This window comes from Mycobacterium sp. Soil_C_30 (assembly GCF_057656995.1).
The window spans coordinates 203,970-216,038 of sequence record NZ_JBDGJH010000004.1; the positions used below are offsets into that span (position 1 = coordinate 203,970).

Sequence of the window (12,069 nt, forward strand, 5' to 3'; positions counted from 1 at the left end):
CCGAATGTGAGATGTTGGGGTCCATGGCTCGACTTTTCGGTACCGACGGGGTGCGCGGAGTCGCCAACCGTGACCTGACCGCCGAACTCGCCGTCGCGCTCGGTTCCGCCGCGGCGCGGCGACTCGGGCGGTCCGGTCCGGCGAGACGGCAGGTGGCCGTGGTGGGGCGTGATCCCAGGGCCAGCGGTGAGATGCTGGAGGCCGCGGTGATCGCCGGCCTGGCCAGTGAGGGTGTCGACGCGCTGCGGGTGGGCGTGCTGCCGACCCCGGCGGTGGCGTACCTGACCAATGCCTACGACGCCGATTTCGGCGTGATGATCTCGGCCTCGCACAACCCGATGCCCGACAACGGCATCAAGATCTTCGGCCCCGGTGGCCACAAACTCGACGACGCCGCCGAGGACCGGATCGCCGAACTGGTGTCCTCGGGCCCGGGGGAGCGTCCGGTCGGGGCCGGTATCGGACGTGTCCTCGACGCCGAAGACGCCCTCGACCGGTACCTACGCCACGTCAGCAAGGCGGTCTCGGCACCGCTGGACGGCATCACCGTCGTCGTCGACTGCGCCCACGGTGCGGCGTTCACCGCCGCGCCCCGTGCCTACCGCGCCGCCGGCGCCACGGTCATCGCGCTCAACGCCGAACCCAACGGGCTCAACATCAACGCCGACTGCGGTTCCACCCACATGGACGCCCTCCGGGAAGCGGTGCGCGTGCACGGCGCCGACCTGGGCCTGGCGCACGACGGCGATGCCGACCGCTGTCTGGCCGTCGGCGCCGACGGCCAGATCATCGACGGTGACGCGATCATGGTGGTGCTGGCGTTGGCCATGCAGGAGGCCGACGAACTGGCGTCGAACACCCTGGTGGCCACCGTGATGAGCAACCAGGGTCTGCACATGGCCATGCGCGATGCCGGCATCGTGGTGCGCACCACCGGGGTGGGTGACCGGTATGTGCTGGAGGAGCTGCGGGCCGGTGAGTACACCCTCGGCGGTGAGCAGTCCGGACACATCGTCTTACCCGCCTATGGCACCACCGGCGACGGCATCGTCACGGGGCTGCGGCTGATGTCGCGAATGGCGCAGACGCAGAAGCCGCTGGCCGAGCTCGCCGCACCGATGCAGACGCTGCCCCAGGTGTTGATCAACGTCGAGGTCACCGACAAGACCACCGTGGCCGCCGCGCCGGGTGTGCAGAACGCGGTCGCCGAGGCCGAGGCCGAGCTCGGTGACACCGGCCGGATCCTCCTGCGACCGTCGGGAACCGAGCAACTGGTGCGGGTGATGGTCGAGGCCGCCGATGAGGACACCGCACGCCAGCTGGCGGTGCGGGTTGCCGAATCGGTGAGCGAGCAGAACTGATCCGCCGCCGGCGGGAACCGTTTCGCCGGGCCTCACGACTAAGTGAGGCATGGGGATTACACAGACCGCCAGGGTCGACGTCGCCGCGCTCGACACCATTGCACACCGATTCGACGACGCCGTCGTCCTGACCGAGCGGGCTGCGCGCGGCCGTCTCGGGTTCGACGGCGCGTCGGCAGGACGTGCGCACGCCGGACACGGAGACCAGTGGCGCCGGGCCGTCGAGGCGGTGCTGACCGACCTCACGGCGTGGGGGCGTGCCGCGGCCGAGATCGGCACCACGCTGCGGGTGGGTGCCCGCCGGTACCGCGACGCCGATCAGGCGGCCGCCGACGGGATGTCCTGACCCATGTCCGCGTCGTTTGATGTCGCCGGAAGATTGGCCGAAGGTGCTGCCGCAGTGGACAACACGCAGACATACGTGCGCGCGTGTGCGCTGCGCGGCTATCACCATCCCGATCTGACCCAGCACAGCGCACAGGTGCAGGACTGGTTTCGCACCGAGGACGGGCTCGACCTGCGGTTGCTCGACGCCGATTGTGGGGTGCTGAGATCGGTGGCGCAGCAAGCAGGTGCGGCCCTTGAGTGCGTGCGCACGCAGATCGCCGCGATGGACGGGGCCTGGGATGGCGAAGGCGCCAGTGCGGCAATGGATTTCCTGCGCCGACATGCGGACAGTGCGGCCAGGGTCACGGCGGCGGCCGAGACGGCGGTGGCCGCCGCCGAGCGGCTGCGTGACGAACTGTGGCGAATCGTCGGCGACAAGGTGGACACCACGGTGTCGATCGATGACCGCACGTCGTCGCAACGGGCAGGGTGGTTGACGGCGGCACGGGCGGTGGTGGCGGGAGGTGCCACAGCCGAGGAGGCCAATCACGTTGTCGACAGCGAGATCACGCCGTATGTGGACACGGTGATCGCCGGTCAGTGGGTTCCCGCCATGCGTGCGTCCCTGGATGCCCTGGGATCGGTCTATCGCGAGGCGGTTGACGCGGTGGCCTCGCGCACCGGTGCCCGCTTCGACATCCCGGGCGACCTCGGTCCCGGGCCCGTTCCGGTGACGCCGCCGAGCGCGGCGGGAGTGTCACCTGCTGTGGTGACCGTGCCGGCGGCGGCAGCACCGACACCGATGGCCTTCGGTCAGCCGGCGGCGGCAACACCGGCACCGTTGTCGTTCACCGAGCCGGCGGCCGCAACGCCGGCGCCGACACTGCCCGGCGAGCCGGCTCCACCCCTAGCGGCGCCCAACTCCGCGATACCACAACCAGATCCGTTGGGTGCCGCCATGCCGCCGGTGGGCGGCATGGCGTCGGGATTGCCGGATGCGCTCGGAGGTGCTGCCGGGCTTCCCGGGCGTTTCGCCGAGAGTCTCGGAAGTCTGTTCGACGCGAATCCGGCTCTGGGCGAGCCGCCCACCGAGCCCGCCCTTGCTGATCCACCGGAGCTCGAACCCGACCAAGTGCTCGAGGACCAGGCGCTCGAGGACCAGGCGCTCGAGGACCAGGCGCTCGAGGACCAGGCGCTCGAGGACGAGACCCCCGACGAAGACGCACAGGAAGATCCTGAAGGCGAGGAGGAAGCGGCGGCCGGCGAGGACGTGGCGGACGGCGAGCCGGTGGTCGAGGAGGCTGCGACCGATACCGACACCGGCGATGCGCCGCCGCCCGACTGTCCCGAGACCGAGGTGGCTGAGCCGCCGGCTTCGGTACCGCCACCCCCGCCGGCGGATCCGGCAGCGACACCCTGTGAGATCGCCGCGGACGAACTGCCGCAGGTGGGGGAGTGAGGAAAGGTCACTTGAAGCTGCATCGGCGTGCCGACCGTCGCATCTCGGTGCCGCCCGGTGAAGCGAGTGTCACTACAGGGCGGGTTCCAGCCCAGAATCCCGCACCGTAGTGACACTCGGTCACGAATGCTTGAACTCTAGGACGTCAACGACACGAGTTCTTCGACGAAGCCGACGGCCTCGCGCTCGTCGGAGGCCAGCGGGTGTACCAGCATGGTGGTGACCCCGGCCTCGGCGTAGGCGGCCAGGCGTTCCTTGACGAACGACCGCGGCCCCACCAGAGACACGTTGCGCACCAACTCATCTGGCACGGCGTTGATGGCCTCTTCCTTGCGGCCTGCCAGGAACAGGTCCTGGATGCGGTCGGCCTCGGCTTCGTAGCCGTAGCGGGTGGCCAGCTTGTGGTAGAAGTTCTGGCCGCGGGCGCCCATACCGCCGATGTAAAGGGCCAATTGTGGCTTCGCCCAGGCCAATCGATCTTCCACGTTGTCCCCGATGGCCAGGCTGGCCGAGACCATGATGTCCAACGGTCCCAGCGAGGGATCGCGCTTGGCGTAACCGGCCCGCAGGGAATCGCCCCACACGTCGTCGGTCTTCTCGGGATAGAAGAACACCGGCTGCCAGCCCTCGGCGATCTCGGCTGTCAGCTGCACGTTCTTGGGTCCGAGCGCCGCAATCGTGATCGGGATACGTTCGCGCACAGGGTGATTGATGAGCCGAAGTGGTTTACCCAGGCCGCTGCCCTGGCCTTCGGGCAGCGGGATCTGGTAGTGCTTGCCGTTGTAGTTGATCTTCTCTCGGCGCCAGACCTGGCGGCAGATCTCCACCACCTCGCGGGTGCGGCCCATCGGTGCGTCGAACGGCACACCGTGGAAGCCCTCCATCACCTGCGGGCCGGAGGTGCCGAGGCCCAGCCGGAACCGGCCGTCGGACACGTAATCCAGCCCGGCGGCCGTCATGCCCAGCAGGGTGGGGGTGCGGGTGTAGATGGGAACAACACCGGTGCCGAGCTCGATGGTCGAGGTCTTGGCGGCCAGATAGCCGAGCTGGCTGATGGCGTCGTAGGAGTAGGCCTCGGCGACCAGCGCGATGTCGACGCCGATCTTCTCGAACTCGACCACTTGTTCGGCGGCCTCACGAAAGCCGCCGGCGTAGCTCAGAAAGATGCCTGTCCGCATGAACGAGTTATACACCCAACCGGTTGGTTGGCCAATTCCCGCTAGGGCTTGAGCAGTGCGATGACCTTGTTCTCCAAGTCCACCGGATCTTCGTTCGGATCGGGCAACTCGGTCTTCGGCAACACCGCCTCGGGATCGCCGAACTCGGCGTAGTCCTTGTTGCCCGTCAGATGGAACAGCAGAAAGCCCGTCAGCAGTGCGCGCACGATCTTCTGAGTGCTCCGGTCGGCGCCGGGGAGCCCGACGGCGCGCGCCAGCCGCCGTCCCTCCACCAGACCGCCCGCTTTCCCGCCGCTGACGGTTCGCAGCGTGCCGGCCTCCCACACCCGGGACAGCTCCACGGCGTTGGAACGCAGCGTCATCGGGTCGCCTGGGGCGCTGAGTACCAAGCCGGGGGCCTTCAGCCCGGCGGCGGGTTCCTCGGCTCGGGGTGACGTGCTGGACGGGAACAGGGCCGCGACGGCCTTTACCCGGGCCGGGGCGCCGGCTGCGGCGAACACAGCGGCCGAGCCGCCGAAACCGTGCCCGGTGACGCCCAGTTTGTTCGGATGCACGCTGATCTGCCCGGGCCCGAGCCGGACACCGGCGACGATGTCCAGCGTGGTCCCCAGGTCGAACGCCAGGTTGAGCACCGACGGGGCGATTCCTTTTTCGGTGTCGGGGGCGGCCGCAACGATGCCCCAAGACGCCAGATGTTCGAGTGTCCCGACATAGCTGAGCGCAGGTGTGAGCCAATCGTGGGCGAATGCCACACCGGGCAGATTCAGTCCGGATTCCGGTGTGTACACCACCCCTGGTAACCCCGCGAAGGCCAGGTCACCGCGCAGAACACGATGGGGTCCACGTCGACGCAGTTTGGCGAAGAGCTTCTTCGTGCTGGCCACGCCTAGACCCTATAGCGGGCGATTTGAAACAGGTGGACTCGGGCCGCTGGACTACCCTGGTACCTCATGTGCGGAATCGTCGGATACGTGGGTACGCGCCACGCCCGCGGCGTCGTCGTGGACGCCCTGGGCCGGATGGAGTACCGCGGTTATGACTCCGCGGGGGTGGCGCTGCTCGACGGTGACGGTGGGATGACCGTCCGTCGGCGTGCCGGCCGGCTGGCCAACCTGCAACGAGCGTTGGAAGAAACCGACACCGCGGCGCTGGCCGGCACCACGGGACTGGGCCATACCCGGTGGGCCACCCACGGCCGGCCCACCGATCGCAATGCACACCCGCATCGCGACGCGGCGGGCAAGATCGCCGTCGTTCACAACGGCATCATCGAGAACTACGCCATCCTGCGCAAAGAGCTGGAAACCGCGGGTGTCGAGTTCGCCAGCGACACCGATACCGAAGTCGCCGTTCACCTGGTCGCCAAGGCCTACCACGACGGTCCCACCGCCGGTGACTTCGTGCGGTCGGTCTACGCCGTGCTGCCCCGACTGGAGGGTCATTTCACCCTGGTGTTCGCCAACGCCGACGAACCCGGCACCATCGTGGCGGCCCGGCGCTCCACCCCGCTGGTGGTCGGCATCGGCGAGGGCGAGATGTTCGTCGGCTCCGATGTCGCGGCGTTCATCGAATACACCCGCGAAGCCGTCGAGCTGGGCCAGGATCAGGCCGTCGTGATCACCGCCGACAGTTACACGATCACCGATTTCTCGGGAAACGACGACGCTGCTCACGCCCGCGTCTTCCACATCGACTGGGATCTCTCGGCCGCGGAAAAGGGTGGCTACGAGTACTTCATGCTCAAGGAGATCGCCGAGCAACCCGCGGCCGTCGCCGACACACTGCTGGGGCATTTCGTCGACAACCGCATCGTTCTCGACGAGCAGCGGCTCTCCGATCAGGAGCTGCGCGAAATCGACAAGGTGTTCATCGTCGCCTGCGGCACCGCGTACCACTCGGGGCTGCTGGCCAAATACGCGATCGAGCACTGGACCCGGCTGCCGGTCGAGGTGGAGCTCGCCAGCGAGTTCCGCTACCGCGACCCGGTGTTGGACCGCAGCACGCTGGTGATCGCGATCAGCCAGTCCGGCGAGACCGCCGACACGCTGGAGGCGGTGCGGCACGCCAAGGAGCAGAAAGCCAAGGTGCTGGCGATCTGCAACACCAACGGCAGCCAGATCCCGCGCGAATGTGATGCGGTGCTCTACACCCGCGCCGGCCCGGAGATCGGCGTGGCCTCCACCAAGACGTTCCTGGCGCAGGTGGCCGCGAACTACCTGGTGGGCCTGGCGTTGGCGCAGGCGCGCGGCACCAAGTACCCCGATGAGGTCGAGCGCGAATACAAAGAGCTCGAGGCCATGCCGGATCTGGTGTCGGAGGTGTTGACCCGGATGGGCCCGGTCAACGAGGTGGCCAAGAGGTTCGCGTCGTCGTCGACGGTGCTGTTCCTGGGCCGGCACGTCGGTTACCCGGTGGCACTCGAGGGTGCGCTGAAGCTCAAAGAGTTGGCCTACATGCACGCCGAAGGCTTCGCCGCCGGCGAGCTCAAGCACGGCCCGATCGCGCTGATCGAGGACGATCTGCCGGTGATCGTGGTCATGCCCTCACCCAAGGGTGCCGCGATGCTGCATTCCAAGCTGCTGAGCAATATCCGCGAGATCCAGGCGCGCGGTGCGCTGACCATCGTGATCGCCGAGGAAGGTGACGAGACGGTGCGGCCGTATGCCGATCACCTCATCGAGATCCCGGCGGTGTCAACGCTTTTCCAGCCGCTGCTGTCCACCATTCCGCTGCAGGTGTTCGCCGCCGCAGTGGCTCAGGCCCGCGGGTACGACGTGGACAAGCCGCGCAACCTGGCCAAGTCTGTCACCGTCGAATAGCCCGAGGACGACGGCGCGGGGCCCTCAGCTGGGCACATATATGTGCGTGGCGACAGCCCAGCGGCGTGTCGCGCGGTCAACCGCATATATGTCGCGGAACTAGGCCCGACAGCCGGCTACCCGAACAGCCACCCGTCGTCGGCGCCCACGGCGGCCCCGAAGACGTTGATCCCGATCACACAGATCAGGATGCACAGCACCAATGTGCCCACCGCCACCGGCCAGGCCAGGCTGCGCCGGACGAGTTGGATGATCGCCACGGTGATCCCGATGACCCCGGTGACTGCGGTGATCAGCAGGGTGCCGCCGACGGCGCCGATTGCACCTTCGACGCTGCACGTCGCCGGCGGGCAGGTGTCCAGGAATGCCAGCATGAATATCCCGATGAACGCGGCAAACGCCGCAAACGCCACGGTCAGCACCATGGCGGTGATCGAAATGCCCATGTCCACACCGGAAATCGGTGGTTTGCGCGGGGCCGGTGGTGGTGGCGGCATGCCGTAGACCATGCGGGCGAGTCTAGGCGGCGGGCGCCGAGGCGGGTGAGGGACGAGGCCGGGGAGGTGAGTCGCCGTCCGGGAGGATGTGGCGGCGGGCGCCGAGGCGGGTGAGGGACGAGGCCGGGGAGGTGAGTCGCCGTCCGGGAGGACGCGCCGGCGTCGATTTACACTGGGCCCATCGACGCTCCGTTTGACCTCGCCGTTCCCGATGTGCGGATCGCTGCCGACGACAGGATCGGGCACTTCCGCAGCGCCGAGGCGTTCGCCGACTTCCTGACCTGTTACCGGTCGTGCTTCGCCGCGCTGCCGCCGGTGGCCGAGATCCGCGACGTGCCGACCAGTTTCGGCGTGGTGCGGGTGTACCGTTTCGCCGGCCGGGGTGACGGTGCGCCGGTTCTGCTGCTGCCCGGGCGCAACGGCCCCACCCCGGTGTACGCCACCAATCTGCCTCCGCTGCTGCAGCACCGCGACGTCTACTGCCTCGATCTGCTCGGTGAGCCCGGTCTGTCGGTGCAGACCGCGCCGATCACCGCCGCCGCCGATCAGGCGCGCTGGCTCGACGACACTCTCACCGGCCTGGGCCTGGACCGCGTGCACCTCTGCGGCATCTCCATCGGTGGCTGGGCGGCGGTGAACCACGCCGTGCGGTGCCCGGGGCGCACGGCGTCGCTGACCCTGCTGGATCCGGCGATGACCTTCGACCGCATCCCGCTGCCGATGCTGGCGGCCTCGATCCCGATGGTGGTGCCGGGGGTGCCGCAGTGGGTGCGCCGGCGGCTGTTGAGCTGGATCGCCGGTGGCTCGGACATCGGCGCGGCAGCCGAGGCGGCCGACTTGATCTCGGCGGGAACCAGCGACTTCGTGCTGCGGCTACCGGCGCCGACGCGCTTCACCGACGCGCAGCTGCGCAGCGTCGAGATCCCGGTGCTGGCGCTGCTGGCCGGTCGCAGCGTGGTGTTACGCGCCGAGCGTGCCGCCGCGCACGCACGAAAAGTCTTGAGACACGGCGAGATCGAGATCTGGCCGCAGGCATCGCACGCCATCAACGGCGAGTATCCGATGGAGATCGCCGAGCGGGCACACCGGTTCTGGGGCGCGGTGGAGGCGTCTCACCTCTGACGGGTGTGCCGGCACAACACGAGCTTCCACCCGTGCTCGCCGCGCCGATACATCGAACAGACCGTGCCCACCAGCGCGCGGCAGTTCTCGCGCGGATACCCGGTGCTGATGTACTCCAGCGCCGCACATCGGGCGCCCACCGAAACCAGGTGCGCGCCCACGATCGCGTAGCCGGACCACCGCGGAGTCCTGGCCAGCGTGGCGGTGACGGCGGTGCGGTCCATGATGACGCCGTTGCTCAACTCCATCAGCGCGTCCTCGGCCAGGACCTCGCGGCAGAAGTCGCCGCCGGTGCCGTCGCACAGTGACTGCCACCCGCGCTGCTCGAGCGTCACCAACTCCTCGAGAAGCCGATCGGCAGGACCACACGCGCCCATGCTCGGGACGTTAACAGCGTCGAGCACGTAACCTGAGCGGAATCACGCCAGGAACACCACAACGACCAGAGGGCTGATGCGGCACTACTACTCCGCGGAGGTGATCCGTGCGGCCGAAGCGCCGCTGCTGGCCGGCCTTCCCGACGGTGCACTGATGCGGCGGGCAGCCCACGGCTTGGCCACCGCGATCGCCGGCGAACTGAGGATCCGGACCGGCGCAGTGGCCGGCAGGATGGTGTCGGCTGTCGTCGGCTCCGGTGACAACGGCGGCGACGCACTGTGGGCGGCGACGTTGCTGCGCCGGCGCGGGGTGGCCGCCGAGGCGGTGCTGCTCGACCCCGGGCGGGCCCACGCCGCCGGTCTGCGCGCGTTCCGCGCGGCCGGTGGACGTATCGTCGAAAAGCTCTCTCCCACTGCGGATCTGGTGATCGACGGGGTGGTCGGCATCTCCGGATCCGGCCCGCTGCGTGCCAACGCCGCCGCGGTGTTCGAGTCCACCGACGCACCCGTCGTCGCCGTCGACATCCCCAGCGGAGTCGACGTCCACACCGGCGCCACCCCGGGGCCCGCTGTACGTGCCGCGCTCACCGTCACATTCGGCGGACTCAAACCCGCACACGCGCTGGCCGACTGCGGCCGCGTCGAACTCATCGACATCGGATTGGACCTGCCCGATACCGACGTCCTCGGATTCGAGGCGGCCGACGTCCGCGACCGCTGGCCCATCCCGGGTCGCACCGACGACAAGTACACCCAGGGCGTCACCGGCATCCTGGCGGGCTCGGCCACCTATCCCGGCGCGGCGATCCTGTGCACCGGCGCGGCGGTGGCGGCCACCTCCGGCATGGTGCGCTACGCGGGCACGGCGGCCGCCGAAGTGGTCTCGCACTGGCCGGAAGTCATCGCCACCAAAGACCTGGCCTCTTCCGGGCGGGTGCAGTCATGGGTGGTCGGGCCCGGCCTGGGAACCGACGAGGACGGCGCGCGGGCACTGACCTTCGCGCTCGACACCGACCTGCCGGTGATCGCCGACGCCGACGCGCTGACCATCCTGTCCGCGCATCCCGAACTGCTGGAGAACCGCACCGCGCCCACGGTGCTCACCCCGCACGCCGGGGAGTTCAAGCGGCTGGCCGGACGCGAACCGGGTGAGGACCGCATCGGCGCCGCCCGGCGCTTGGCGGACACCCTGGGGGTGACCGTCCTGCTCAAGGGCAACGTCACGGTCATCGCCGACGCGGGCGGCCCGGTCTACCTGAATCCGGCCGGGCAGTCCTGGGCGGCCACCGCCGGTTCCGGTGATGTGCTGTCCGGAGTGATCGGCGCGCTGCTCGCCTCGGGTCTTCCTCCGGTGGAGGCGGCCGCCGCGGCGGCGTTCGTGCACGCCCGCGCGGCCGGGCTGTCGGCACTCGATCCGGGCCCACGCGGGGCGCCGACGTCGGCCTCGCGCATCCTCGCTCATCTACGTACCTCGATCGCCAGCCTCTGACTCGGAAGGACACCATGCCGCACATCAATCGGGCGTCGTCATCGATCACCCCGGCCTACACCGGGCGAATGTTCACCGCGCCGATCCCGTCGCTACGGCTGCCCGACGAGGCGATGGAACCCACCGCGGCCTACCGCTTCATCCATGACGAGCTGATGCTCGACGGCAGCTCCCGGCTCAACCTGGCGACCTTCGTGACCACGTGGATGGATCCCGAGGCCGAGAAGCTGATGGCCGAGACGTTCGACAAGAACATGATCGACAAGGACGAGTACCCCGCCACCGCCGCCATCGAGCAGCGCTGCGTGTGCATGGTCGCCGACCTCTTCCACGCCGAGAATCTGCGCGACGACGACCCCTCCAGCGCCGTCGGCGTCTCCACCGTCGGTTCCAGCGAGGCCGTCATGCTCGGCGGGCTTGCCCTGAAATGGCGGTGGAAGGAGCGCGTGGGTGACGGCTGGAAGAAGAGGACCCCGAACCTGGTGATGGGCGCCAACGTCCAGGTGGTGTGGGAGAAGTTCTGCCGCTACTTCGAGGTGGAACCGCGGTACCTGCCGATGGAGGAGGGGCGTTACGTCATCACCCCCGAGCAGGTGCTCGAGCACGTCGACGAGGACACCATCGGCGTCGTCGCCATCCTGGGCACCACCTATACCGGTGAGCTCGAACCGATCGCCGAGATCTGCGCGGCACTCGATCGGCTGGCCGCCGACAAGGGCCTCGACATCCCCGTGCACGTCGACGCCGCCAGCGGCGGATTCGTCGTCCCGTTCCTGCACCCGGAGCTCGAGTGGGACTTCCGGCTGCCGCGGGTGGCCTCGATCAACGTCAGCGGCCACAAGTACGGACTGACCTACCCGGGCATCGGGTTCGTGGTGTGGCGCAACGCCGATCACCTGCCCGAGGACCTGGTGTTCCGGGTCAATTACCTGGGCGGTGACATGCCGACGTTCACGCTGAACTTCTCCCGCCCCGGTAACCAGGTGGTGGGCCAGTACTACAACTTCCTGCGCTTGGGCCGCGCCGGCTACGGCCAGGTGATGAGCTGTCTGTCCTCGACCGCGCGCTGGCTGGCCGACGAACTGCACCGCAGCGATCACTTCGAGGTGATCTCCGACGGCTCGGCCATCCCGGTGGTGGCGTTCCGGTTGACCGGCGAGCACGGGTACACCGAGTTCGACGTTTCCGCGGGGCTGCGGTCCTACGGCTGGCAGGTGCCTGCCTACACCATGCCGGAGGGCGCCGAGGACGTGGCGGTGCTGCGCATCGTCGTCCGGGAGGGTTTCTCCACCGACCTGGCCCGCGCGCTCAAGGACGACCTGATCGAGGTGCTCGACAGGATGGACAAGATCCAGCCGCAGGGCACCTTCGACGATGTGGCGCACTTCGCGCACTGACGTCGCTGGACAGGCGTCGACGGCTTTCTGGGACAATCGACGG

General features: G+C 68.8%; 11 protein-coding genes. 7 read left to right on the top strand and 4 right to left on the bottom strand.

Annotated elements, in window-relative coordinates; all coding sequences use genetic code 11:
* The first annotated feature begins 23 nt into the window (after nt 1-23).
* From glmM to AC3A6P_RS09205, 3 genes are read left to right on the top strand one after another with little or no spacing between them, the layout of a single operon-like run.
* On the top strand, nt 24-1,361 hold the full coding sequence (gene glmM / locus AC3A6P_RS09195) for a phosphoglucosamine mutase (RefSeq protein WP_487690956.1): 1,338 nt from the start codon (nt 24-26) through the stop codon (nt 1,359-1,361).
* A 49-nt stretch (nt 1,362-1,410) separates the two neighbouring features.
* Nucleotides 1,411-1,707, top strand: a complete 297-nt coding sequence (locus AC3A6P_RS09200; RefSeq protein ID WP_487690958.1) for a type VII secretion target — start codon at nt 1,411-1,413, stop codon at nt 1,705-1,707.
* Nucleotides 1,708-1,761: 54 nt separating this feature from the next.
* Entirely contained in the window at nt 1,762-3,147 is a 1,386-nt protein-coding gene (locus AC3A6P_RS09205) for a hypothetical protein (protein ID WP_487690960.1), read from the top strand.
* 137 nt (nt 3,148-3,284) lie between these two features.
* Here the strand turns inward: AC3A6P_RS09205 and AC3A6P_RS09210 are convergent, their stop codons facing one another.
* On the bottom strand, nt 3,285-4,325 hold the full coding sequence (locus AC3A6P_RS09210) for an LLM class F420-dependent oxidoreductase (protein WP_487690962.1): 1,041 nt from the start codon (nt 4,323-4,325) through the stop codon (nt 3,285-3,287).
* Nucleotides 4,326-4,366: 41 nt separating this feature from the next.
* Nucleotides 4,367-5,209, bottom strand: a complete 843-nt coding sequence (locus AC3A6P_RS09215) for a dienelactone hydrolase family protein (protein ID WP_487690964.1) — start codon at nt 5,207-5,209, stop codon at nt 4,367-4,369.
* Between the two features lie 66 nt (nt 5,210-5,275).
* Between AC3A6P_RS09215 and glmS the strand changes: the two genes are divergently transcribed.
* On the top strand, nt 5,276-7,144 hold the full coding sequence (glmS, locus tag AC3A6P_RS09220) for a glutamine--fructose-6-phosphate transaminase (isomerizing) (RefSeq protein WP_487690966.1): 1,869 nt from the start codon (nt 5,276-5,278) through the stop codon (nt 7,142-7,144).
* Between the two features lie 116 nt (nt 7,145-7,260).
* Here glmS and AC3A6P_RS09225 read toward each other — a convergent pair whose 3' ends face one another.
* Nucleotides 7,261-7,653 carry a hypothetical protein gene (locus AC3A6P_RS09225; protein ID WP_487690968.1) on the bottom strand — a complete coding sequence of 131 codons (393 nt, stop codon included), beginning with the start codon at nt 7,651-7,653 and terminating at the stop codon, nt 7,261-7,263.
* Between the two features lie 201 nt (nt 7,654-7,854).
* Here AC3A6P_RS09225 and AC3A6P_RS09230 point away from each other — a divergent pair, with 201 nt between their 5' ends.
* Nucleotides 7,855-8,763, top strand: a complete 909-nt coding sequence (locus AC3A6P_RS09230; RefSeq protein ID WP_487690969.1) for an alpha/beta fold hydrolase — start codon at nt 7,855-7,857, stop codon at nt 8,761-8,763.
* Here the strand turns inward: AC3A6P_RS09230 and AC3A6P_RS09235 are convergent.
* Nucleotides 8,754-9,140, bottom strand: a complete 387-nt coding sequence (locus AC3A6P_RS09235) for a DUF4440 domain-containing protein (protein WP_487690971.1) — start codon at nt 9,138-9,140, stop codon at nt 8,754-8,756. The genes AC3A6P_RS09230 and AC3A6P_RS09235 overlap by 10 nt on opposite strands.
* 76 nt (nt 9,141-9,216) lie before the next feature.
* Between AC3A6P_RS09235 and AC3A6P_RS09240 the strand changes: the two genes are divergently transcribed.
* A complete protein-coding gene (locus tag AC3A6P_RS09240; RefSeq protein ID WP_487690973.1) occupies nt 9,217-10,629 on the top strand; it encodes an NAD(P)H-hydrate dehydratase in 1,413 nt (470 codons plus the stop codon).
* A gap of 14 nt (nt 10,630-10,643) precedes the next feature.
* Nucleotides 10,644-12,026: a glutamate decarboxylase gene (gad, locus tag AC3A6P_RS09245; RefSeq protein WP_487690975.1), complete on the top strand. Its 1,383-nt coding sequence runs from the start codon at nt 10,644-10,646 to the stop codon at nt 12,024-12,026.
* Nucleotides 12,027-12,069: the final 43 nt, after the last annotated feature.